Annotated in this window: 21 protein-coding genes; 10 read left to right on the forward strand and 11 right to left on the reverse strand. The window is 63.1% G+C overall.

Going from position 1 to position 21,849, the window contains the following annotated elements; all coding sequences use genetic code 11:
* Window positions 1-28: 28 nt before the first annotated feature.
* The 4 genes from NKI17_RS00320 to NKI17_RS00335 form a co-directional block, all read right to left on the reverse strand.
* Window positions 29-2,629 carry a TRAP transporter permease gene (locus NKI17_RS00320; RefSeq protein ID WP_352839380.1) on the reverse strand — a complete coding sequence of 867 codons (2,601 nt, stop codon included), beginning with the start codon at window positions 2,627-2,629 and terminating at the stop codon, window positions 29-31.
* A 56-nt stretch (window positions 2,630-2,685) separates the two neighbouring features.
* Entirely contained in the window at window positions 2,686-3,639 is a 954-nt protein-coding gene (locus NKI17_RS00325; RefSeq protein ID WP_023674270.1) for a TAXI family TRAP transporter solute-binding subunit, read from the reverse strand.
* 93 nt (window positions 3,640-3,732) lie between these two features.
* Window positions 3,733-5,064: an aspartate aminotransferase family protein gene (locus NKI17_RS00330; RefSeq protein ID WP_352839383.1), complete on the reverse strand. Its 1,332-nt coding sequence runs from the start codon at window positions 5,062-5,064 to the stop codon at window positions 3,733-3,735.
* Entirely contained in the window at window positions 5,061-5,966 is a 906-nt protein-coding gene (locus tag NKI17_RS00335; protein WP_352839386.1) for a MurR/RpiR family transcriptional regulator, read from the reverse strand. Before NKI17_RS00335 ends, NKI17_RS00330 begins: the two co-directional genes overlap by 4 nt.
* Before the next feature lie 96 nt (window positions 5,967-6,062).
* Here NKI17_RS00335 and NKI17_RS00340 point away from each other — a divergent pair, with 96 nt between their 5' ends.
* Both NKI17_RS00340 and NKI17_RS00345 read left to right on the forward strand, forming a co-directional pair.
* A complete protein-coding gene (locus NKI17_RS00340) occupies window positions 6,063-6,911 on the forward strand; it encodes a beta-keto acid cleavage family enzyme (RefSeq protein WP_352839388.1) in 849 nt (282 codons plus the stop codon).
* Between the two features lie 167 nt (window positions 6,912-7,078).
* Complete coding sequence (locus NKI17_RS00345; RefSeq protein ID WP_352571209.1) at window positions 7,079-7,471, forward strand: GFA family protein; 393 nt, start codon at window positions 7,079-7,081, stop codon at window positions 7,469-7,471.
* A gap of 384 nt (window positions 7,472-7,855) precedes the next feature.
* Here the strand turns inward: NKI17_RS00345 and NKI17_RS00350 are convergent, their stop codons facing one another.
* Window positions 7,856-8,221, reverse strand: coding sequence for a DoxX family protein (locus tag NKI17_RS00350; protein ID WP_352571207.1), 366 nt, complete (start codon window positions 8,219-8,221; stop codon window positions 7,856-7,858).
* Window positions 8,218-8,580, reverse strand: a complete 363-nt coding sequence (locus NKI17_RS00355) for a VOC family protein (RefSeq protein ID WP_031211108.1) — start codon at window positions 8,578-8,580, stop codon at window positions 8,218-8,220. The genes NKI17_RS00350 and NKI17_RS00355 overlap by 4 nt, the downstream gene beginning before the upstream one ends.
* Window positions 8,581-8,869: 289 nt before the next feature.
* On the opposite strand from NKI17_RS00355, the gene NKI17_RS00360 reads away from it, so the two are divergent.
* On the forward strand, window positions 8,870-9,640 hold the full coding sequence (locus NKI17_RS00360) for a helix-turn-helix transcriptional regulator (protein WP_502894393.1): 771 nt from the start codon (window positions 8,870-8,872) through the stop codon (window positions 9,638-9,640).
* A gap of 108 nt (window positions 9,641-9,748) precedes the next feature.
* Window positions 9,749-10,180: a VOC family protein gene (locus NKI17_RS00365; RefSeq protein WP_352571204.1), complete on the forward strand. Its 432-nt coding sequence runs from the start codon at window positions 9,749-9,751 to the stop codon at window positions 10,178-10,180.
* 142 nt (window positions 10,181-10,322) lie between these two features.
* On the opposite strand, the gene NKI17_RS00370 is transcribed toward NKI17_RS00365, so the two are convergent.
* From NKI17_RS00370 to ehuB, 5 genes are read right to left on the reverse strand one after another with little or no spacing between them, the layout of a single operon-like run.
* On the reverse strand, window positions 10,323-11,054 hold the full coding sequence (locus NKI17_RS00370) for a GntR family transcriptional regulator (RefSeq protein ID WP_023674261.1): 732 nt from the start codon (window positions 11,052-11,054) through the stop codon (window positions 10,323-10,325).
* Window positions 11,051-11,830: an ectoine/hydroxyectoine ABC transporter ATP-binding protein EhuA gene (gene ehuA, locus NKI17_RS00375; RefSeq protein WP_023717024.1), complete on the reverse strand. Its 780-nt coding sequence runs from the start codon at window positions 11,828-11,830 to the stop codon at window positions 11,051-11,053. The genes NKI17_RS00370 and ehuA overlap by 4 nt, the downstream gene beginning before the upstream one ends.
* Complete coding sequence (ehuD, locus tag NKI17_RS00380) at window positions 11,827-12,486, reverse strand: ectoine/hydroxyectoine ABC transporter permease subunit EhuD (RefSeq protein WP_023674259.1); 660 nt, start codon at window positions 12,484-12,486, stop codon at window positions 11,827-11,829. The genes ehuA and ehuD overlap by 4 nt, the downstream gene beginning before the upstream one ends.
* Entirely contained in the window at window positions 12,483-13,211 is a 729-nt protein-coding gene (gene ehuC / locus NKI17_RS00385) for an ectoine/hydroxyectoine ABC transporter permease subunit EhuC (protein ID WP_023674258.1), read from the reverse strand. Before ehuC ends, ehuD begins: the two co-directional genes overlap by 4 nt.
* 54 nt (window positions 13,212-13,265) lie before the next feature.
* On the reverse strand, window positions 13,266-14,135 hold the full coding sequence (gene ehuB, locus NKI17_RS00390) for an ectoine/hydroxyectoine ABC transporter substrate-binding protein EhuB (RefSeq protein ID WP_023717021.1): 870 nt from the start codon (window positions 14,133-14,135) through the stop codon (window positions 13,266-13,268).
* A gap of 237 nt (window positions 14,136-14,372) precedes the next feature.
* Here ehuB and NKI17_RS00395 point away from each other — a divergent pair, with 237 nt between their 5' ends.
* The 6 genes from NKI17_RS00395 to NKI17_RS00420 all read left to right on the forward strand — a co-directional run bounded on the left by NKI17_RS00395 (window position 14,373) and on the right by NKI17_RS00420 (window position 21,795).
* Entirely contained in the window at window positions 14,373-15,563 is a 1,191-nt protein-coding gene (locus tag NKI17_RS00395; RefSeq protein ID WP_352839393.1) for a M24 family metallopeptidase, read from the forward strand.
* 74 nt (window positions 15,564-15,637) lie between these two features.
* Complete coding sequence (locus NKI17_RS00400; RefSeq protein WP_352571200.1) at window positions 15,638-16,786, forward strand: M24 family metallopeptidase; 1,149 nt, start codon at window positions 15,638-15,640, stop codon at window positions 16,784-16,786.
* A gap of 10 nt (window positions 16,787-16,796) precedes the next feature.
* On the forward strand, window positions 16,797-18,053 hold the full coding sequence (locus NKI17_RS00405; RefSeq protein WP_352571198.1) for a sarcosine oxidase subunit beta family protein: 1,257 nt from the start codon (window positions 16,797-16,799) through the stop codon (window positions 18,051-18,053).
* 13 nt (window positions 18,054-18,066) lie between these two features.
* Complete coding sequence (locus tag NKI17_RS00410; RefSeq protein ID WP_352839398.1) at window positions 18,067-18,348, forward strand: sarcosine oxidase subunit delta; 282 nt, start codon at window positions 18,067-18,069, stop codon at window positions 18,346-18,348.
* Entirely contained in the window at window positions 18,345-21,299 is a 2,955-nt protein-coding gene (locus tag NKI17_RS00415) for a sarcosine oxidase subunit alpha family protein (protein ID WP_352571195.1), read from the forward strand. The genes NKI17_RS00410 and NKI17_RS00415 overlap by 4 nt, the downstream gene beginning before the upstream one ends.
* The gene (locus NKI17_RS00420; protein WP_352839400.1) at window positions 21,292-21,795 is read left to right on the forward strand and encodes a sarcosine oxidase subunit gamma family protein; all 504 of its coding nucleotides are present in this window, start codon (window positions 21,292-21,294) and stop codon (window positions 21,793-21,795) included. Before NKI17_RS00415 ends, NKI17_RS00420 begins: the two co-directional genes overlap by 8 nt.
* Window positions 21,796-21,849: the final 54 nt, after the last annotated feature.

Raw genomic sequence — 21,849 nt, forward strand, 5'->3', positions numbered from 1 at the left:
GGCCAAGACGCTTCCGCTCACAAGACGTTTACAGACCAACCGCCCGCCTTCGCCGCTTCTGGCCCCAGACGACGAGACCGAGCAACAGCAGAGCCGGAATGGCGAACCAATAGCGCGACGTCCGTTCCGCAGGGACAAGCACCTGGTTGATTTCGTCGCCGGGCTGCAGGCCGAATTTGGCCGCCTGGCTGCCCAGTCGCACGACGCCGACTGTCACGCTATCGCCAAGCGCACTGACGTCCAGGCCCGCAGCCTTCAGGCGTTCGGCCGATGAATTTGCGGGCCCGAGTTGTAGCCGAACCAGCTTCGATATCTCATCGCCGTTGAGGTTCAGTGTCGTCAGGCGCAGGCGAACCGCTCCGCCTTCGGCTGTCTCGTCGACGATACGGCTGAGTTCGGAGGCAGGCACTGCCCGATAAGGTTCGCTCACCTGATCGAGCAACAATCCCGGTCTGAACAAGATGAAACAGGCCACAAGCAACGCAATCGTCTCGTACCAGCGGTTGCGCACGAGCATCCAATTCTGCGTCGCTGCTACAAACGAGACCATGGCGAGCGTCGATGTGACCACCATCGCGACGAAGTCGAACGGCCCTTCGAGATCGATCATCAGCAGTCCGGTGTTGAAGATGAAGATGAATGGCAAGAGGCCGGTACGGATCTCGTACTTGAAGCCCTGAATGCCGGTCTTCACCGGATCGGCGCCTGAAATTGCCGCAGCAGCATAAGCCGCCAGCCCCACTGGCGGCGTCACGTCCGCCATCAGCCCGAAATAGAAAACGAACATGTGGACGGCGACCAGCGGCACGGCAAGATCGTTCTGCGCCGCCAAATCGACGATGACCGGCGCCATCAAAGTGGCGACGACGACATAGCTCGCAGTGGTCGGCATGCCCATGCCGAGAATGATGCAGATCACCGCGGTGAACAAAAGCATGACGATGAAGCTGCCGCCCGAGATGAATTCGACCAGCTCGGTCATTACCAGCCCGATGCCCGTGAGCAGAACCGTGCCGACGATGATGCCGGCCGTCGCAGTGGCAATGCCGACCGTCGTCATGTTGCGTGCGGCGGCGGACAGGCCACCGACCAGATCGTCGAAACCGTGAAGCCAATGCTGCGCCAGCGCTCGGTCCTTGCGGAAAAAGGCGGTGAGCGGCCGCTGCGTGACGATCAGCGCCATAAGGGCGACAGCGCCCCAGAATGCCGACAGGCCGGGCGACAACTCCTCCACCATCAGGCACCAGATCAGCAGGATCACAGGCAGCAGAAAATGCAGGCCGGTGCGCGCCGTCTCGCCGAAGTGGGGAATCCTGACGATCTCGCCCTCCAGATCCTCCAGCGGCAGGTCGGGATAACGCGCCCGGTAGGCGACAAGGCCGATGTAAACGGCGATCAGCGCGGCAGTGATCATCCAGGTCGCGGCCGCGCCGAAAACGATCTTCGTCCAGCCAATGCCGTAATAGACAAGCCCTGCGAGGACGATGAAGCCGCATACGCCCATCAGCCCGCGCAGCGCACCCTGATAGGCCGAATGGGCGCTGCGCGACGGCAGACCCTTCAGCCCCATCTTCATCGCCTCGATATCGACGATGTAGAACAACGAGCCGTAGGTCAGCAGCGCCGGGTAGAAGGCGTGCTTGACCACCTCGGCATAGGAGATGCCGACATATTCCGCGATCAAGAACGCGGCGGCGCCCATCACCGGAGGCATCAGCTGACCATTGACGCCGGCCGCGCATTCGATGGCGCCCGCCTTCACCGCAGAATATCCGACGCGACGCATCAGCGGGATGGTGAAGGTTCCGGTGGTCACGACATTGGCGATCGACGACCCGGAAATCATGCCGGTCAGGCCGGAAGCGACGACACCGGCCTTGGCCGGACCGCCGCGGTATTTGCCGAGCAGCGAGAAGGCAAGCTGGATGAAAAAGCCGCCGGCGCCGGCGCGCTCCAGCAATGTTCCGAACAGAACGAACATGAAGACGACGTTGGTGGACACACCGAGGGCAACACCGAAGACCCCCTCCGACGTCAGCCACATCTGCGAGGCTGCGCGCGATAACGTCGCGCCCTTGTGGCCGAGCAGGCCAGGTAGGTGAGGTCCGGCGAAGATATAGATCAGCATGATCGCCGCGATGACGGTGATGGCAGGCCCGACGGCGCGACGGGCGGCCTCGAGCAGGATGAGGACGCCGGCGATCGAGACGATCAGGTCAGCCGTAGTAGGAAGGCCCGGCCGATGGGCGATATCGCTGTAAAAGACCAACAGATAGAGGGCGGACGCCGCCCCGGCGATGCCTAGCACCCAGTCGGGCAGCGGCACCCGGCTGCGCGACGAGGTCTTGAAGGCCGGAAACGTCAGCATCGCCAGAAACAGGGCGAAGGCCAGATGGATGGAGCGGGCGATGCCGTCGCTGACGACACCAAAATTGAGCATGAACGGAAGGGGCGAGGCATACCAGAGCTGGAACAGCGACCATGCCAGCGATACGCTGAGGATCAGCTTCGCGGTGCGGCCGGTCGGCTTGCGCCCACCGGTGTCGGCTTCGGCGACGATCTCGCTAAGCTTGTCAATGTCGATAACGGGTTGGTCAGGCCCTGCCGCCCGCTGGCTTTGATCTGTCATCGTTCCCCACAATTATTTGCGATGCGAGGCGCCTGTGGCGCCTCGCATTGAAGGCCTCAGAGCCAGCCCTTCTCCTTGTAATAGCGCTCCGCGCCCGGATGCATTGGCGCCGACAGACCGGTCTTGATCATCTCCTTGGGATCGAGATTGGCGAAAGCCGGATGCAGTTTCTTGAAGTCATCGAAATTTTCGAAGACCGACTTCACCAGTTCGTAGACCACCTCATCGGGTGTGCTGGCATTCGTCACCACTGTCGCGCGGACGCCGAATGTCGTCACGTCGTCCGGATTGTTGGCGTACATGCCGCCCTTGATGGTGGCGACTGAATAGTACGGATGAGCTGCCAACAGCGCGTCCACTGCCGGACCGGTCAGCGGGATGAGTTTGGCGCCACAGGCCGTGGTCGGATCCTGGATCGCGGCGGAAGGATGACCGACGCCGTAGAAGAAACCGTCGATCTTGTTGTCGCACAGCGCGCTGCCCTGCTCGTCCGCCTTCAGCTCCGCGGCAAGCGAGAAATCGCCAAGCGTCCAGCCCATCTGCTTCAGCAACTCCTCCATGGACGAGCGGGTGCCTGACCCGGGATTGCCGACGTTGAAGCGTTTGCCTTTGAAATCCTCGAATTTGGTGACGCCGGCGTCCGGCCGCGCCAGCACGGTGAACGGCTCGGGATGGACGGAAAACACGGCCCGCAGATCCTTGAACGGCTTGCCGTCGAAATTTCCGGTCCCCTCATAGGCCTGGTATTGCACGTCCGATTGGGTCAGGCCGAAATCGAGGTCGCCGGTCTGGATGGAGTTGACGTTGAAGACCGAACCGCCGGTCGACTCCGTCGAGCATCGGATGCCGGTTTTCTGCCGGTCCTTGTTCATCAGCCGGCAAATGGCGCCGCCGACGGCGTAGTAGACGCCGGTGACCCCGCCGGTGCCGACCGTGACGAAGCGCTGCTCGGCTCCGACGGATGGCAGCGCCAGCAGCATGCAGGCCGCCGCGCCGATCAGGGTTTTCATTGAACTGTACATGGTCGCTACCTCTCTGGTGGGTGTCCCGGCCCGTCGCCGATGACGCGTTGGAACTAGTTGAGGCGGTCCGCGTCGTGCGGGTCAGGCCGCTGAAGCGATCGCAGCGTCGATCGCCTCACCGAGCCGTTCGACGATCCGATCGATATTCTGTTTGGAAATGATGAATGGCGGCGCCACAAGCACATGAACGCCCCGCACACCATCAATCGTCCCGGCCATCGGATAAATCATCAGGCCGCGGGCCATTGCTTCGCGCTTGATGCGGGCGTTGAGTTCAAGCCTCTGGTCGAATGGTTCCTTGCTGGCGCGATCAACCACCAGCTCGATTCCCCTAAATAGACCCCGCCCGCGAATGTCGCCGACGTGATCGTGGTTATCGAAGCGTTGGTGCAGGCGTTCGTCCAGCTGCGCGCCCATTGCGCTGACGTTGTCGAGCAGACCGTCACGCCGGATGACCTCCTGCACGGCAAGGCCGGCCGCCGCTGCCATTGGATGGCCCATATAGGTATGCCCATGCTGGAAGAAGCCCGAGCCTTGGGCAAAGGCATCGAAGATATGCCGGCCGAGCAGCACCGCGCCAATCGGCTGGTAGCCACCGCCAAGTCCCTTGGCGATGGTCAGCAGGTCGGGAGCGATGCCGTCCTGCTCGCACGCATGCAGAGTGCCGGTACGGCCCATGCCGCACATCACCTCGTCGAGAATGAGCAGCACGCCGTAGCGGTCGCAAATCGCGCGAATGTGCTTGAAGTAATCCGCGACCGGCGGCACCGCGCCGAGCGTGGCACCCACCACCGGCTCGGCGACAAAGGCGATGACCTCGTCCGGGCCGAGTTCGAGGATCTTGTCTTTGAGCTGCTGGGCGGCGCGCGCCGCATAGGCTTCGTCGCTTTCGCCATGCTTTTGATAGCGATAGGCGTAACAGGGGTCGATATGGTGGGTCTCGATAAGCAACGGCCTGAACTGGGCGCGGCGCCATTCGTTGCCGCCGGTGGCGAGAGCGCCGAGCGTATTGCCGTGATAGCTCTGCCGGCGTGCGATGAGATGGCGCCGTTGCGGCTCGCCTTTCTCGACAAAATATTGCCTGGCCATCTTGAGCGCGGCCTCGACCGCCTCCGAGCCGCCGCTGACTAGATAGACGTGGTCCAAGCCTTTCGGCGCGTCCTCGACCAGCCGATCCGCCAAGCGCTCCGCCACCTCGGTGGTGAAGAAGCTGGTGTGGGCGTAGGCGATGCGGTCAAGCTGGGTGTGCAGTGCAGCGATCACGTCGGGATGGCCGTGGCCGAGACAGGACACGGCCGCGCCGCCCGACGCGTCGATATAGGACTTGCCCTCGGCATCGAACAGTTCGATGCCTTGGCCGCGAATGGCGACCGGCAGCGTCGAGTGGATGGTTCGATGAAGAATGTGTGTCATCGACGGTCCCTCATGGGCATTTTCTTCGGCGGACGTTGGTTCAGATGGGTCTTGAGAGCGGCGCCCTGCTCATCGAAACGTCGCAGCGACTCAACAGCGCCCTCGCCTGCCTGCCCTGCGACAAGAGCACCGAGGACCTCGGCAACGATGAAAGCTGGCGTCATGGTGTGGAAAAAGGACGGGCTGCCGGTCGGCACGACGACTAGGTGATCGGCAAGCAGCGCCAAGGGCGCTACCCCGCTGTCGGTGATCGCAATGACCGGTACGCCGCGGCCGGCAGCGTACTCGACAAGCTCGATGGTGAAGCGCGTGTAGGGCAGGACGCTGGCGGCGATCAGCACGTCGTCCTTGGTCGCATGGGCCAGAGCGTCGCCATCGGTTCCGCCGATGCCGTGCAGCAGCACCGACTTCTCGCCGATCAGTGACAGGATGTAATGCAGATGCCAGGCGACTGCGTGGCTCGAGCGCAGGCCGAGGCAATAGACGCGCCTTGCCGCACTCAGCGCCCTGGCCGTCTCGACCAGACGGTCGATCGACCTGCCTTCGGCGAGATGGGAAAGCTGGCTGGAAATCGAATCCAGAATATCGGCCGCCAGCGCGTGGTCGCCCTTGAGCTTTTGGCTGGCCACCTGAAGGCCCGCCTTGCCGGCGAAACCGATTTCGCCGTCCCGGATCGCGGCGGCGTAGATATCGCGTACCGCCTCGTAGCCATCAAGGCCGAGATGCTGGGCCAGCCGCGTCATCGTCGCCGGCTGCACTCCTGCGTGCCGAGCCTGCTCGCGCATAGACAACAGCGCGACATCATACGGCTTATCAAGGACATAGCGCGCAGCGGACCGAAGCTGCGCCGACATGCCGTCGAAGGCACTGACGATCTGTCCAGCAAGCTCTCCCTGGTCCATGGATATTGCTAGCTCGCCAGACCAGCGATTGCAACGTCTGTTTCAGTGTGATCAAAGATCGATTCATATGAATCTTGTCACTCACAGAACGTCCCCATGAAGCCGGCCCATGGTCTCGACCGCATCGCCATAGCCGTCGCCCCGAACGGGGGACGTCGCAGCAAGGCCGACCATCCGGCGATTCCGCTGACACCAGCCGAACTTGCGAGGACGGCCGCGGAATGCGCCGATGCCGGTGCGGCTATGATCCACGTTCATGTCCGTGACAGAAGCGACAATCATCTGCTCGACGCCGACGCCTACCGCCAGGCGATCGCCGCCATCCGCGGTGCTGCCGGCGACCGCTTGGTAATCCAGATCACCTCCGAAGCGCTCGGTATCTATTCGCCGGCCCAACAGATGGCCGTCGTACAAGATGTAAAGCCGCAAGCTGTCTCCCTGGCGCTTCGCGAAATCGTTCCTGATGCCGGATCGGAACTCGCCTTCGTGCGCTTCATGGCCTGGCTGCACACCGAGGGGGTTGCGCCGCAGATCATCCTCTATTCGCCCGAGGAGGCCGTCAGGCTTTCGGACATGCAGCAGCGCGGACTGATCCCGTGGGCAAGCATACCGGTTCTCTACGTGCTGGGCCGCTACACGCCGGGACAGACGTCCGTTCCTGCCGATCTCTTGCCATTCCTTGCGGCGAACATGCCGCGCTTCGACCATTGGAGCGTCTGCGCCTTCGGCCGCAACGAAGCGGCGTGCGTGACCGCCGCCGCGTTGCTTGGCGGCCATGTCCGGGTCGGCTTCGAAAACAATCTTTTCCTTCCGGACGGCAGCATAGCCTCGTCCAACGCCGAACTGGTAGCGACCGTCGCACGCATACTCGCCGACTGCGGTGTCAAGATCGCCTCGGCCGCCGAGTTGGCGGCTCAATGGAACGCGCCGTTTCGTTCCATATGACAAACCAAAGCCTATTTTCGGCGGCAAGCTCGCGCAAGGCATAGAGAGGCGGCTGCAATGTCATCGCCACGGAAGAACGACGTGTCCCCGCCCGCGGCGCGGCGATTGCAACAACAGTGCCGGTCGTTGTAACCATTCCGGCCGCTTGATTTTGGAGGAGACGCAGCATGGACCGATTCACCGGCGGTTGCCTGTGCGGCAACGTCCGAATTATCGCGTCGGGGCGCCCATACCGGGTCGGCCTTTGTCACTGTCTTGACTGCCGCAAGCATCATGGCGCCCTTTTTCACGCTTCCGCGATTTTTCCTGAGGATGCGGTGACGATCGACGGCGAAACACGCGACTACGCCGGGCGGTTTTTCTGTCCCCGCTGCGGCTCCTCCATTTTCGGACGCACCGCAGACGAAATCGAAGTAAACCTGGGGTCCCTGGATGCGCCTGACCAACTGATGCCAACCTACGAAAGCTGGATCATCCGACGCGAGTCCTGGTTGCCGCCGTTTCCGCTCACGAGACGGTACGAGCGCGATCGTGACGCCACGGGTCGCTTTGAGGAATAGGTCGCACGAACGGTGCCGAGGAGGCAACGACATCAGAACACGGATTTTCAGGGACCGCCTGCTCACGCCGCTAAAAATGTGAACTTGCATGTTTACGAGGTGCGCTGCCTTCATCCACATTGCCCAAGGCATTCGTGAGCGCCTAAGGCGACCCGTGACAGCCAAGGCGCCGTTACCTTAGAGGAGGACCGCAGGGGATGGGATTCATCGTCGCCGCGATCTTGAAGTAGGCTTTGTACAGAGCGCCGCGTTCAATGCTGGCCGTTTGGGAGGTCACGCCGGAAGACCGGCCTTGCGGAAGCCATCAATGAACTGCTCAAGCAGCGCAGCGTCATGGAATGGCTCTGACGTGGTGTCCAGTGGCCCGCCGCCTCGAAACGATGATCACAGGCTAGTGGTCGCGGCGACAATCAACCCGCCCAAGACGGCAACATTGATGGTGAAGCCGGTACGAAGCGCTTCGCATTCATCACCGCTGTAGCGCCAGAAGTTGAGCGCCATGAAAGACGCCGCAATGGTGAATACGGCCAAGGCCGCGCCGGGAAAGGGTCCACCAAGGCCCGTTGCTAGGCAAAAGCCGCCTGCAATCTCCAGCACCGATCCGGCCGCGAGAAGAGGCCTGGGAGCAGGAAAGCCCCGCTCGGCCAGGGACGCTGCAACCGCCCGGAACCTGAGGAAATGCTCGGCGCCCGCCCAGATAAAGACGCTGCCGAGCAAAACCAATCCGAGGTGGTGGAAGAACGCGATCATTCCTTGCTGCCGTCCTCGGTGTAAACCGCAAGCTCGTAACCATCCGGGTCCGCGAAATGGAAGCGCCGGCCGCCCGGGAATCCATAGATCGGCCTGACGATCTTGCCTCCCGCCTGCTCGACCCGCTTGACCGTTCCCGGCAAATCATCTGCATAGAGGATGACGAGCGGGCCTCCTCCGGACCTCGCTGGGCCAGCGGCAAAGCCACCTGACAAGCGCCCGTCGTTGAACTCGCAATATTGCGGGCCGTAGTCGGTGAAGGTCCAGCCGAAGGCCTTTCCGTAGAAGTCGCGTGACCGCTGAATGTCTTTCACGTTGAATTCGACGTAGTCGATCCGTTGATCGTTGTTGTTGCTCATGACGCATACCTCTCGTGTGATGTACGACGCCGAAAGATAAGCACGCATCTCGCTTACCGGATTAAACGAAACGGCCATCGACGTATGGCTTCACACGGCGCTGCCGAGGCGATGCGCGTGGCATCACCCCTAACCTGCCCTCTTCATTCCGGCCGGAAGAAAACGACCGATTCTTGCAACCGTTCTCGATTGGAAGACGTTGTCGGTCGTGCAGATTGTTGCCTCGAGCGACGGCCGGGCGCAGCCGCTGCGCCGTAGGTTCACCGCCGCTAGTCCGAAGAGGAGCGAGATGAGCGATCCCGTCCCAGCACAGGCAACGGGTTCATTTCAGCAACGTCCAGCGTCGGCGCGGCTTCACGGGAGCTTTGCTTCGGTGTGGGTGCATCGAATGGACCCGGCGGGCGCACCGCCAATCGTCATCATGCCCGACGCAACGATCGATCTGCAATGGATCGGAGGCAGCTTCCGAGTTGCCGGCCCCGATAAGGAGCCGCAGACCGAGGTTCTGGCGGCAGACGAGGTCGTGATCGGCTTGCGCTTCCATCCTGCCACGGCGGCGGCATGGCTCGGCGTGCCGCAAATCGAGCTTGTCGGCCAGAGGCTGTCGCTCGAGGATTTGTGGGGCGCGCGAGCTCGCCGCCTCGCCAGCCGCGTGCGCGCTGGCGACAATCTCGAGGATCTGGCCTGCTCGCTCCAACAGGTCGTCGCCGAGGAGGCGGCCTCCCGCGCGCCAGACGTTCCCATGCAGGCGGCATATCGCTTGATTGAGCGCGGGCCGCCACCCGACGCGCCTCTCGTCCCTTGGTTGATGCGCGCGCTCGAGATGAGCGAAAGGACGTTGCGCCGGCGCTTCGACACGAGCTTCGGCTATGGCCCTAAGACGATTGACCGTATCCTCCGCTACCAGCACTTTCTGAGGCTTTCGAGCCACTCCAACAGCTCCACCGCCATGCTGGCGGCCGAGGCGGGCTATTCCGATCAGGCGCATCTTGTCCGCGAGAGCCGCCGCCTGACGGGAAGCACCCCGCGACAGATTCATCACCTGCTGCACAACGAGTGAAACCTCGGCGCGTTCTTCGACTTGGCGGCACGCTGTTGGCCGTTTTGTTCAAGTCTTCACTGTCGCCCGACTTTATCCTGGTATCTCCGACAACCAGAGGAGACTGCCATGAAACCGCGCATTTCGGTTTTGACTATCGCCGTCGCCGACCTCGAGAGTTCTCTCGCATTCTACCGCGACGGTCTCGGCTTGCCGACGGAAGGGATCATCGGCCGCGAGTTCGAGCATGGCGCCGTCGCGTTCTTCACGCTGTCCGGCGGGTTGAAGCTCGCGATCTGGGCTCAGGACGACCTCGCCTACGACACCGGCCTGCCCAAGGCGCCGATTACCTCGACCTCGTTCACAATCGGCCACAACGTTGTGCGCCGCGAAGAAGTCGATCAAGTGATGGATGAGGCCGCCCGCGCCGGAGCCGAGATCATCAAGCCTGCCCGGGACACGTTCTTTGGCGGATATGCCGGATATTTCCGCGACCCGAACGGACATCTGTGGGAGGTCGTCTGGAATCCCGCCAACATACCGAGTGAGGATCCTCTTTAAGGGCGGCGCCGGCCTGCAGTATCGAACCGCGTTAGTCATCGCCGGTGCTGGCAAATTCTGTCGGCATCGGGCTGGCGGCCATGCTTTCCCTGGCAAACGCAGCGCGACGGCAGTCCACCAGCAAAAATCTTACGGGGGCTGATTATGTAGCTCTATCCAGATTCGCCTCGCCTGCGTGACGCATCATGCGGCGGAAGCTCATTGAGATATGCGCCCGCCTTATGTGCCCGATGGACTCCCAGTCGCCGATTTCGGCCGCGGCAAGGACCTCTTCCATTTCGCGGCGGAACGCGGTGAATTCCTCGACAAGGCCCAATTGCGGCATCAGCTTCAGGACGACGCGCGCGACCTGAAAATACAGGCGCTCGCTGATCTCGCGCAGCGGCTGGTTGCCGGTCATGGCTGTGAGTTCGTAGAAAAAGTCCATGTTGAGGCGCAGGAAAGCGCGCTGGTCGGGATTGAGTATATCGGAATCGCAGCGCGCGATGAGCGCCCGTATCCGGTCGAGGTCGTCCGCCGTGCGCGGGATCGGCGAAAGCTTGCCGACGAGGAGCGCCAGCTCCAGGCGCAGATGATAGACCTGCTGTAATTCCTCGATGTCGACGTCGGTGACGATCGTGCCGACGCCGTGGACGGATTGAACCAGACCCTCGGATTCAAGGCGCGCCAGCACGCGCCGGACCGGCGTGCGGCTGATCTCGAATTCCTGGGCAAGTTCTTCCTCGGAAAGGTGGCTTCCCGGCGCATAATCGAGCAGGCAGATGCGGTCGCGCAATATCCGGTAGATGCGCTCGAACCGCTCCCGCGCGGAGAGCGGGCGCGGCGGCGCGGCGGTCACCGTCGTGGGCGGCTTGGCCTCTGTCTCGATCGTCACCCAGCCTCCAGGACAGCGTGCAGGAATTGCCGTGTCCGCTCGTTCTTGGGAGCACCAAACAGTTCGCTTGGCGGTCCCTGCTCGCAGATCTTGCCTTGATAGAAGAAACAAACGCGGTCGGAAAACTCCTTGGCGAAGCCCATCTGATGGGTGACCATCAGCATGGTGAGATCATGCTCGCGCCCGATTTGCCTTATCACCTGCAGCACTTCGCCGACAAGCTCCGGGTCGAGCGCCGACGTCACCTCGTCGAACAGCATGATCTTGGGCCGCATTGCCAGCGCCCTGGCGATGGCGACGCGCTGCTGTTGGCCACCAGAAAGCTGTGACGGATAGTGGTCCTTCTTCTGGGCCAGACCGACCAGCTCCAGCAGCTCGGCCGCTCGTGCCTCGGCGTCCGCCCGCTTCATTCCGAGCACCGTTATCGGCGCCTCGATGCAGTTCTGCATCGCCGTCATATGCGGAAACAGGTTGAACGACTGGAACACCATGCCGATCTTGGCGCGGATCTTGCGGATGTGGGCGAGATCGGCGGGAACAAGCTTGCCGTTCCTTTCCATATGGGTCAGCGGCTCGCCTTCGACCCAGATGACGCCGTCATTGATCGTCTCCAGCGTCATCAGCATGCGCAGCACCGTCGTCTTGCCCGAACCCGACGGACCGATGACCGAGACTTTTTCGCCGCGCGCTATTTCGAGATTGAGCCCGTCGAGAACGGTTAACGTGCCGTAGCGTTTCGATACATTGTCGAAGCGGACCATCGGTTGTTCAGTCATCGGGTGGTCCTCCGGTTGAGCAGCCCTTCGAGGGAGCGGATGAGCGCCGCCGAAACCAGGCTCATGGCAAGGAAAAACAGGCCGACCAGCGTGATCGGCTCGGTGTAGCGGAACGTTTCGGAGCCGATGATCTTGGCGGTCTGCATCAGTTCCATCACGGCGATTGCGGAAAGCAACGGCGTTTCCTTGAACAAGGCCACCAGATAATTGCCGAGCGCCGGAACGATCGGCGGGATCGCCTGCGGAATGATGATGTCGCGAAACGTCGTCCAGGACGAGAGATTGAGCGCGATCGAAGCTTCCCACTGGCCGCGATGGATGTTGTCGAAACCGGCGCGATAGACCTCGGAGCAATAGGCGGCGTAGTGGATGCCGATGGCCAGCACCCCGGCGGTGAAAGCGTCGAGCACGACACCGAATTTCGGAAAGACGAAATAGAGAAAGAATATCTGGATGAGCAGCGGGGTCGAGCGGATCAGCTCGACCAGCACCGAAATCGTCCAGCTGGTCCATGGCACGGCAATGCGGACAACGGCCAGCACCAGGCCGAGCGAGGCGGCAAGCGCAAAGCCGATCAGCGTCGCTTCGATGGAAATGACGGCGGCGCGGGCAAGCACCGGCAGGATTTCCAGGGCAAATCCCCAATCCCAGATCATGCCGCCTTCCCCCGCGCCAGTCCGAGCGACGCCCGCCTTTCAAGAAGCCGCATGCCGATGGTCACAACCAGCGACATTGCCAGGTACATCAAAAGAACGAGGGTGAAGATCGGAATGGTCTTGAACGTGTTCTGGTTCATTTGCTGCGCCTTGAAGGCGAGATCCGAAAGCGTGATCAGCGAGACCAGCGCCGTCGATTTCAGAAGCTCGATGAACAGATTGCCCCAGGGTGGGATCATCGCGACAAAGGCCTGCGGCAGGATGATCCGACGCAACATCTGCGGGCGGCTCATGTTCAATGCCGTACACGCTTCCCACTGCCCGCGGGCGACGGACAGGATCGCGCCGCGCACGCACTCCGATCCATAGGCGCCGACATTCAGGCCGAGCGCGAGCACCGCCACCACGAACGCGTTGATCGTGACGCCGAATTGCGGGAGCACGAAAAACAGCCAGAACAATTGCACCAGTGCCGACGTTCCGCGGAAGATCTCGACATAGACCGTGGCCAGCCATCTGAGCGGCGTCGGGCCGTACATCCTTGCAAGTGCCGCAAGCACGCCCATGACAATTGCCAGCAGGCTGCCGAGGACGGCGATCTCGATTGTCAGGACCGCGCCTTGCAGCAGCCCCGGCATAAACACTTGATATGATTCCTGTGTTGCCAAGGCACCGATCACGACAAGCGCGATGACCAGCATGGCAACGAGCGTACGGATACCCATGCGATTCCCCCAAGGAAAAAGGGCGGCGCTTTCGCGCCGCCAGCAGTTGGGAACCTATTTGCCAGCGCAGAGCTCTGCGGTGGTCTTGTTGGGGAGATAATCCTTGCCGAAGCCGAGTGGCTCGACCAGCGCGATATGCTCCGGCGAACCGAGGAACTTCTTCAGCTCGGCGTTGAAAGCCTCCTGCAGGTCGGTGTCTTCCTTTCGGAAGCCGAAGCCGCCATGACCTTTTACCGATTTGCCGGCGACCTCGCCGAAGGGCTTGGTCGATTCGACGCCGTCGGCTTTCTTGGCCATGTCGGCGATCGAAAGAGCGGTCAGCGCGGCCGCATCGGCGCGGCCCGACTGGACGGCGGCGACCAGGCTTGACTGGTCGGGCAAGGAGACGATCTGCCCACCGGCAACGCCCGCTTCCTTGGCGAAGCCGCCTTCGACGGCGCCGGCCATCACGGCAAGCTTGAGATCCGGATTGTCCTTGATGCTGGAAAAATCCTTGATGCCTTTCGGATTGCCTTTTGCCACCAGCATAGCCTCGCCGATGCCGTAGGACGGCTCGGAGTAGTTGATCTCGGCGCAGCGCTTCGGAGTGATGAACATGCCGGCGGCGATGATGTCGAAGCGGCCGGCCTTGAGACCCGGAATGAGCGAGCCGAATTCGGTCAAAACACCGTCGACCTGCGGTATGCCCATCTTGGCGAGCACCGCCTTGGCGACTTCAGGGGCCTCGCCGGTCAGCTTGCCGTCTGGCGTGGCGTAACCGAACGGCGCCTCGTTGGCGAAACCGACGCGGATGTAGCCGTCCTTCTTGGCCCGTTCGAGGGTGGTTTCCGCGTGAGCGGACAACGAGGTCAATGACGTCGCGGCGAGCGCGATGCAGGCAGCCGCCTTCACGACCATACGGCGCGATATCGATGATTTGAGCATGCTTTTCTCCCATTGGACAACTGTGGATGGTTCCCAGGGCGCGGCCTTCTTCGAGGTCGACGCCTGCTTGATCAGACGTATACAACTGCCCTAGACATTTCGCAAGCAGAGATATAGAAACCATGAAAATTCGACGATAGTTCGCAGTTAGCCAGCAAATTGACGTCGAGTTGTGCACAATTTGGCCTAGTTGCCATTTACAAAAGGCAAACGGCGTACCTGGAAGGCAGGATTTCGGTGGCGACCGCGAACGGCTTCGGGACATTCACGCAAGCGGAGTATGGGCAACGCCTCGCCGGCGTGAAGACACGCATGCAAAAAGCCGGCTTCGATCTCATCGTTTGTCAGGATCCCGCCAACATGTGCTGGCTGACCGGCTATGATGGATGGTCGTTCTACGTTCCGCAGTGCGTGCTCGTCCATCTGGAGGAAGACCGGCCGATCTGGTTCGGCAGGGCACAGGATGCCAAGAGCGCACGCCTGACCACCGGCCTGCCCGAGAAAAACATCGTGCCGTTCTCGGAACGGTTGGTGCAGCAGCCCGTCGAACACCCTTATGACGAACTCGCCCAACTGATCCGGTCGCGCGGTTGGGGAAAGGCCCGCATCGGCGTCGAGATGGACGCGCACTATTATACGGCGCGCTGCCACGCCCATCTGGTCCAAGGGCTGCCCGACGCGCACTTCGCCAACAACCACGATCTCGTCAACTGGGCGCGGCTGGTCAAATCCGAGGCCGAGCTGGTGCTGATCCGCGAGGCGGGTGCGATCTGCACGCATGCCATGAACCGCGCCATCGAGAAAATGCGGCCTGGCGTGCCGCAGAACCATGTCATTGCCGAAATCTATCACGCACAGATCATGGGCGTGCCCGGAGCGGGCGGCGACTATGCCGCGATCTGTCCGCTGATGCCCGTTGGCGAGGGCACCAGCACGCCGCATCTGACGTGGTCCGACGCGCCGCTGCCGGACAGCGGCCTCGCCATTCTGGAGATCGCCGGCGTGCGGCGCCGCTATCATGCGGCGCTGACCCGGACGGTACATTTCGGCAAGCCGCCGCAAGCCATCCTCGACATGGCCAAGGTGATCGTCGAGGGCGTCGACGCTGGCCTCGAGAAGGCGCGCCCCGGCAACACCGCCGAACAGGTGGAAGCCGCCTGGCAGGCAGTGTTGAGGAAGAACGGGCTGAAGAAGGAAAGCCGCGTCGGCTATCCGGTCGGGCTCGCCTATCCGCCCGATTGGGGTGAACGCACCGCAAGCCTTCGTCCCGGCGACACCACCGAGATGCAGCCCGGGATGTGCTTCCATTTCATGGCCGGCGTTTGGCTCGACGATTTCGGCATCGCCATCTCGGAATCCTTCGTCGTCACGGATCGCGGCGGCGAACGCCTCTGCGACGTGGCGCGCGAACTCGTCGTCATCGACTGACATGGCGGCCGGGAAACCGGCTGCCGAAAAGACCATGCCCGCCAGCAAGCCGGCAACAAGCACGAGGACGCCCGATGGACCGCAATCCGTTTTCCGAAGCCGAAATCGCTGGCCGCCTTGCCAAGGTCCGTACTGCTCTAGCCGAGCGCGAGCTCGACGGGGCGGTCTTCGCCTCGCCGGAGAACGTCTTCTATCTCACCGGGCTCGATCACTGGGGGTATTTTGCCCCTCACCTGCTGATCGTCCCGCTCCAGGGAAAACCTGTCCTGGTCACCCGCTCGATGGAAATGGTGACGATCGAGAAGCAGGTAAAGGCAGCGGAATTCCGTGGTCACTCCGACAGCGAAACGGCGGCCGACCTTGCCGCGCGGGTGCTTGCGGAGCTCGGCCTGTCCGGCAAGCGGATCGGTCTCGAATACTGGACGGCCGGCCTTAGCCATGGACTTGCCGTGGCACTCCAGATGCAAGCCGATGCCAAGTGGAGCGATGTCTCCGGTCTGATCGACAAGATGCGGCGGGTGAAGAGCGCCGACGAACAAGTGCTGATGCGGCGGGCCGCAAAGGTGACGGACGCCGGTGCCGGTGCCGCGATCGCCGCGATCTCGGATGGCGCTTCCGAACAGGAGGTCGCCGCCCAATGTGTTGCGGCAATGATCCGCGCCGGCGGTCATGCGCCGGGCTTCGGACCGTTCATCCGCCCGGCCGCGCGCCTGGGTGAAGAACACACGACCTGGGGCGACGGGATCTACCGCAAGGGCGAGCCGGTCTTTGTCGAATTGTCCGGGTGCATCTCACGCTACCACGCCCCGCTCGGCCGGCTCGTTCGCATCGGCCACATCAGCGACGAAGACGCCGCAATGGCGGAAGTGACCGCCAAGGCGTTCAACGCTGTCGTCGAGGCGTTGCGGCCGGGCGCCAAGGCGCGCGATGTCTACGCCGCCTGGCAGGCTGTCGCTGACGAGGCGGGTCTTTCCCACTATCGCCGCCATCACTGCGGTTATCTTGTCGGCGCCGGCCAGCCGCCATCATGGACCGGCGGCAATTCGGTGACCGGCTTGAGGCACGATTCCGACCTCGAGATCGAGACCGGGATGAGCTTCCACATCCTGTCATGGCTGATGGGCACCGGTCGCGGCGATGACTTCGTTTCCAACACGGTGCTGTTGACCGATGCGGGCGCCGAAGTGCTTACCCGCACGCCGGCCGGCCCGATCGTTCGATAGGCCTGCACACATGGCGCGCTACTCGGCATTTTCGATCTTGCGCAACGCGCTGTCCGGCCAGAAGAATTGGCAGCGCGCCTGGCGGGCAGCGGAGCCAAAATCGTCCTATGACGTGATCGTTATTGGCGGCGGCGGACACGGCCTCGCCACCGCCTTCTACCTCGCCGAGAACCACGGCATCCGTAACGTCGCCGTGCTCGAAAAGGGTTATGTCGGCGGCGGCAATGTCGGCCGCAACACCACCGTCATCCGCTCCAACTACCTGCTCGACGGCAACACCCAGTTCTACGAATTCTCGATGAAGCTCTGGGAGGGCATGTCGCGGGCGCTGAACTTCAATGTCATGTTCTCGCAGCGCGGCCAGCTCGTCACGGCGCATTCGGCCGATCAGCTCGACGGCTTCAGCCACCGCGCCAATGTCATGCGGCTGAATGGCATTGATGCCGATATCCTCGACCGCGACGAGGTGCGCCGTCTCGTGCCCTATCTCGATTTTTCCGACACCGCCCGCTTTCCGATCCATGGCGCTATCTTCCAGGGCCGGGCGGGCACGGCACGCCACGACGCCGTCGCCTGGGGCTATGCGCGCGCCGCCGACGGCCATGGCGTCGACATCATCCAGAACTGCGAAGTGACCGGCTTCCTCCGCGACCGCGACAGTATCGTCGGCGTCGAAACGACGAAAGGCCGGATCGGCGCCGGCAAGGTCGGCCTCGCTGTTGCCGGTCATACATCCGTGCTCGGTGCCAAGGCCGGCCTTGAACTGCCGATCGAAAGCCATGTGCTGCAAGCTTTCGTCACCGAGCCGCTGAAGCCGTTGGTAGATCACGTCGTCGCTTACGGCGCCGACCATTTCTACGTCAGCCAGTCCGACAAGGGCGGACTGGTCTTCGGCGGCAATCTCGACGGCTACAATTCATACGCCCAGCGCGGCAATCTCGGTGTCGTGCGCGAGGTCGCGGAGGCGGCGATTGCATTGATGCCGTGCATTTCGCGCGTCCGGCTGCTGCGCCACTGGGGCGGCGTCATGGACATGACGCCCGATGCCAGCCCGATCATCTGCCCGACGCCGATCGACGGCCTCTATCTCAACGGCGGCTGGTGCTATGGCGGCTTCAAGGCGACGCCGGCGTCCGGCTGGTGCTTCGCCCACACGATCGCCACCGGCAAGCCGCATCCCTTGGTCGCGGCCTACGGGCTCGATCGTTTCCGCACCGGCCACACGCTCGATGAGGCCGGTGTCGGCCCTTCCGCCTGGCTGCAATAGGAGGCGGGACAAAATGCTGCGCATCGAATGCCCCTGCTGCGGCCCGCGCGACCATGACGAGTTCCGCTATGGCGGCGATGCCTCGGTCACGCGTCCGGCCCATGACGATCCCGATCCGGAGGCCTGGTACCGCTACGTCTATATCAGGACAAACCCGGCCGGCCCGCACCGTGAATTCTGGCAGCACGTGACCGGTTGCCGGCAATGGCTGGTGATCGAACGCGACACACGCAACCACGCGATCGCATCCGTCGACTTCGCCAGGAAATCGACTGTCAGGAAACAACCGGCATGAGTTCGAACCGCAAACGCCTGCCAGTGGGTGGCCGTATCCGTCGCGAGGTGCCGGTCAATTTCACCTTCGACGGCCGCAAGCTGATTGGGTATCGCGGCGACACGCTTGCCTCGGCGCTGCTCGCCAACGGCGTTACCCTGGTCGGGCGCAGCTTCAAATATCATCGCCCGCGCGGCATTTTTTCCGCCGGGCCCGAAGAGCCGAATGCACTGGTTACGCTCGGGAGCGCCGGCAGGCGCGAGCCGAACCTGCCGGCGGCGACACTGGAACTCGCCCACGGCATGGTCGTGGAGAGTCAGAACCGCTGGCCATCGCTTGCCTTCGACGTGCAAAGCGTCAACGGGCTGTTGGCACCGTTTCTGTCCGCCGGCTTCTACTACAAGACCTTCATGGGCCCGACGCGCCGCGCCTGGATGTTCTACGAACATTTCATCCGCAAGGCGGCCGGCCTGGGCAGGGCCGGCACCGACCCCGATCCCGACCGCTATGAGGTTCGTCATGCCTTCGCCGATGTCGCCATTGTCGGCGGCGGCCCGGCGGGATTGTCGGCGGCGCGGGCAGCGGCCGCGGCCGGGGCGCGGGTTGCGCTGATCGAGCAGGATTTTCTGCTTGGCGGCCAGCTTTTGGCGGAACCGTCCGACAGCGCAGCGGCCGCATGGCTGAGGCAGGCCGAGGCCGAGTTGGAGGGCTTCGAAACCGTCGCGCTGATGAAGCGGACGACCGCTTTCGGCAGCTATGACGGCAATGTCCTTGGACTGGTCGAACAGCGCGATCCAACCGATCCGCAGCCGAATGGCGAGGCCCGGCAAACGGTCACTATGCTGCGCGCCCGCTCGATTGTTTTCGCCACCGGCGCCATCGAGCGGCCGATGGTGTTCTCGAACAATGACCGGCCCGGCGTCATGCTTGCCTCGGCCGCCCGGACCTACCTCAATCGATTCGCCGTCCTGCCGGGCAAGAAAATCATTGTCGCCACCACCAATGACGGTGCCTGGCGCACCGCCTTCGACTATGCCGCAGCCGGCGCGGAGGTGACGGTTGCCGATCTGCGCGCCGTCCCGCCCGCAGCACTTGCCGCGGAAGCCGCACGGCTCGGCGTGGTGGTGCGGGCCGCAACGCGCATCGTCGACCTGCACGGCGGCCATGCCGTCAGGCAAGTAACGCTCAACGGGCCGGAGGGACAATCCTCGGCCGCCTGTGACCTGGTCTGCATCTCCGGCGGCTGGTCGCCAACTGTGCATCTCACCTCGCACCTGGGGAGCAAGCCCACCTACCGCGACGACATCGACGGCTTCGTGCCGGGTTCGTTTCCGGCCGGCCGGTTCGGCGCCGGCGCGATGATGGGAACTTATGCGACGGCCGATGCCATCGACGACGGTCATCGCGCCGGTAGCGAGGCCGCAGCCTCCTGCGGCAAGTCGGCGCCGGTGCCCGCTCCGTCGAAACTCGATCTCGACAAGACCGCCACGAGTTCACTTCGCGAGATCCCTTCCGTTGGACGTGGAAAGGCCTTCGTCGATTTCCAGATGGACGTGACGACCGGGGATATCGAGCTCGCCCATCGTGAGGGCTATGAATCGGTCGAGCACCTGAAGCGCTACACCACGCTCGGCATGGGCACCGACCAGGGCAAGACCAGCAATTTTGCCGCACTTGCCGCGATGGCCGCCCTGCGCAAGGCAACAATCCCCGAGACCGGCGCCACGACCTTTCGGCCACCCTATACGCCCGTGGCGATCGGGGCGCTTGCCGGGCGCGCCATAGGCCATCATTTCAAGCCGATCCGCCGCACGCCGATGCACGACTGGCACATGGCAAACGGCGCCGAGATGCTCGAGGTCGGGCTCTGGATGCGGCCCTATTTCTACCGGCAGTCGGGGCGTAACGTGAACGAGGCCTACGTCGCCGAAATGCGGACCGTACGTCAGGCGGCGGGCCTGATGGACATCTCCACGCTCGGCAAGATCGATGTCCAGGGCCCGGATGCGGCAATCTTCCTCGACCGCGTCTATGCCAACGGCTTTGCCAAACTGGCGGTAGGCCGCGCCCGCTACGGCGTCATGCTGCGCGACGACGGCATCGTCTTCGACGACGGCACCACGACGCGGCTGGCGGAAAACCGGTTCTTCATGACCACTTCGACCGCCAAGGCCGCCGATGTGCTGTCGCGTCTCGAATTCCTGCTCGACACGGCCTGGCCGGATTTGCGCGTGGCCGTTACCTCGGTCAGCGATGAATGGGCGGCGATGTCGGTTGCCGGGCCTGCCAGCCGCGCGATCCTCAGCGCTGCTTTTCCTAGTCTCGAGGTTTCCGACGCGGCGCTTTCGCATATGGGGCTACTCGAAAGCGAATGGGAGGGCCGTGCGCTCCGCATCCTGCGTCTCAGTTATTCCGGCGAGCGCGCTTACGAAGTCTATATCGGCGCCACTGCCGGTGAACAGCTTTGGAGCCGTCTGCTCGAGGCCGGCAGATCATTCGACCTGAAGCCTTACGGCGTCGAGGCGCTCGGCGCGCTGCGCGTCGAAAAGGGCCATGTCGCCGGACCTGAGATCGATGGGCGCACGACGCTCGACGATCTCGGCCTCGGCCGCATGGCCGGCAAACGCAGCGGCTTCGTCGGCGACGTCCTGCGACGGCGCCCCGCCTTCCAGGCTCCCGACCGGCAGCGCCTGGTCGGGCTGGAATGCATCGAAGAGGGAAAACGCCTGCGCGGCGGCGCCATCCTGTTCCTGCCGGATGAGAAACCCCATGGCCATGGGCGCGGTCGCGTCACCTCCGTCACCTACAGCCCCGAACGCGGCCATTATGTCGGACTGGCGCTGCTTGCCGGCGATGTCGCGGCAGAAGGAAGCGAGCTCGTGGCGGTCTATCCGATGAAGGCCGAAACGGTTCGCGCCCGCGTTGTCTCGCCGGTATTCATCGATCCGCAGGGAGAACGGCTGCATGGCTAGCTTGACCTCTTCTCGGGATTTCAGCCTGTCCGTGGCGGATTGTCCGCTTATCCAGATCGAGGGCTGGGACGCGACACTGAGACAATTCGAAAAGAGCGTCTCGGCGTCGCTCAACACGAAACTTCCCGCTTCGGTCGGAGAGACGGTTCGCCACAAGGGCCTTTTAACCATCCGCGTTGCACCTCGCCGCCTTTGGCTGGCTCTCGACGAAGGCACAGAAGCGCCAGCCCTTATCGTCGACCCCGATCTCGGCTGTTCCGTGCCCCTCGGGGAAGGTCGTGTTCGTTTGAAAATGGCCGGCCCTGGTATCGCAAGACTTCTGTCCGGCTGCATTGCCGTCGACTGGCACGCGCCGGCCGCCGCTCCGGGCCGCGCCGTGCAAACATCCTTCCATCACGTGCCCGTGCTCTTCCTGCGCACCGGCGAGACCGCGTGCGAACTCATCGTGCCGCGAAGTTTTGCCCGCAGCCTCTCGGATTGGATTGCCGGCGGCTAGCCAATACCGGTTCCTCGGGCAAGGGCCGGCTTTAGCGGCGATCCAAGCCGCCAT

Origin of the sequence: Mesorhizobium sp. M0816 (assembly GCF_040320005.1) — a bacterium.
Classification (GTDB): domain Bacteria; phylum Pseudomonadota; class Alphaproteobacteria; order Rhizobiales; family Rhizobiaceae; genus Mesorhizobium.

What these genes read in the sequence shown, in the direction of transcription:
- NKI17_RS00345 (WP_352571209.1), top strand. Translation starts at nt 7,079, where the DNA reads ATGGACCGATTCACCGGCGGTTGCCTGTGCGGCAACGTCCGAATTATC.
- NKI17_RS00420 (WP_352839400.1), top strand. Translation starts at nt 21,292, where the DNA reads ATGGCTAGCTTGACCTCTTCTCGGGATTTCAGCCTGTCCGTGGCGGAT.
- NKI17_RS00355 (WP_031211108.1), bottom strand. Translation starts at nt 8,580, where the DNA reads ATGAGCAACAACAACGATCAACGGATCGACTACGTCGAATTCAACGTG.
- NKI17_RS00360 (WP_502894393.1), top strand. Translation starts at nt 8,870, where the DNA reads ATGAGCGATCCCGTCCCAGCACAGGCAACGGGTTCATTTCAGCAACGT.
- NKI17_RS00330 (WP_352839383.1), bottom strand. Translation starts at nt 5,064, where the DNA reads ATGACACACATTCTTCATCGAACCATCCACTCGACGCTGCCGGTCGCC.
- NKI17_RS00320 (WP_352839380.1), bottom strand. Translation starts at nt 2,629, where the DNA reads ATGACAGATCAAAGCCAGCGGGCGGCAGGGCCTGACCAACCCGTTATC.
- ehuD (WP_023674259.1), bottom strand. Translation starts at nt 12,486, where the DNA reads ATGATCTGGGATTGGGGATTTGCCCTGGAAATCCTGCCGGTGCTTGCC.
- NKI17_RS00325 (WP_023674270.1), bottom strand. Translation starts at nt 3,639, where the DNA reads ATGAAAACCCTGATCGGCGCGGCGGCCTGCATGCTGCTGGCGCTGCCA.
- NKI17_RS00400 (WP_352571200.1), top strand. Translation starts at nt 15,638, where the DNA reads ATGGACCGCAATCCGTTTTCCGAAGCCGAAATCGCTGGCCGCCTTGCC.
- NKI17_RS00350 (WP_352571207.1), bottom strand. Translation starts at nt 8,221, where the DNA reads ATGATCGCGTTCTTCCACCACCTCGGATTGGTTTTGCTCGGCAGCGTC.
- NKI17_RS00365 (WP_352571204.1), top strand. Translation starts at nt 9,749, where the DNA reads ATGAAACCGCGCATTTCGGTTTTGACTATCGCCGTCGCCGACCTCGAG.
- NKI17_RS00410 (WP_352839398.1), top strand. Translation starts at nt 18,067, where the DNA reads ATGCTGCGCATCGAATGCCCCTGCTGCGGCCCGCGCGACCATGACGAG.
- ehuC (WP_023674258.1), bottom strand. Translation starts at nt 13,211, where the DNA reads ATGGGTATCCGTACGCTCGTTGCCATGCTGGTCATCGCGCTTGTCGTG.
- NKI17_RS00405 (WP_352571198.1), top strand. Translation starts at nt 16,797, where the DNA reads ATGGCGCGCTACTCGGCATTTTCGATCTTGCGCAACGCGCTGTCCGGC.
- ehuA (WP_023717024.1), bottom strand. Translation starts at nt 11,830, where the DNA reads ATGACTGAACAACCGATGGTCCGCTTCGACAATGTATCGAAACGCTAC.
- ehuB (WP_023717021.1), bottom strand. Translation starts at nt 14,135, where the DNA reads ATGCTCAAATCATCGATATCGCGCCGTATGGTCGTGAAGGCGGCTGCC.
- NKI17_RS00340 (WP_352839388.1), top strand. Translation starts at nt 6,063, where the DNA reads ATGAAGCCGGCCCATGGTCTCGACCGCATCGCCATAGCCGTCGCCCCG.
- NKI17_RS00415 (WP_352571195.1), top strand. Translation starts at nt 18,345, where the DNA reads ATGAGTTCGAACCGCAAACGCCTGCCAGTGGGTGGCCGTATCCGTCGC.
- NKI17_RS00335 (WP_352839386.1), bottom strand. Translation starts at nt 5,966, where the DNA reads ATGGACCAGGGAGAGCTTGCTGGACAGATCGTCAGTGCCTTCGACGGC.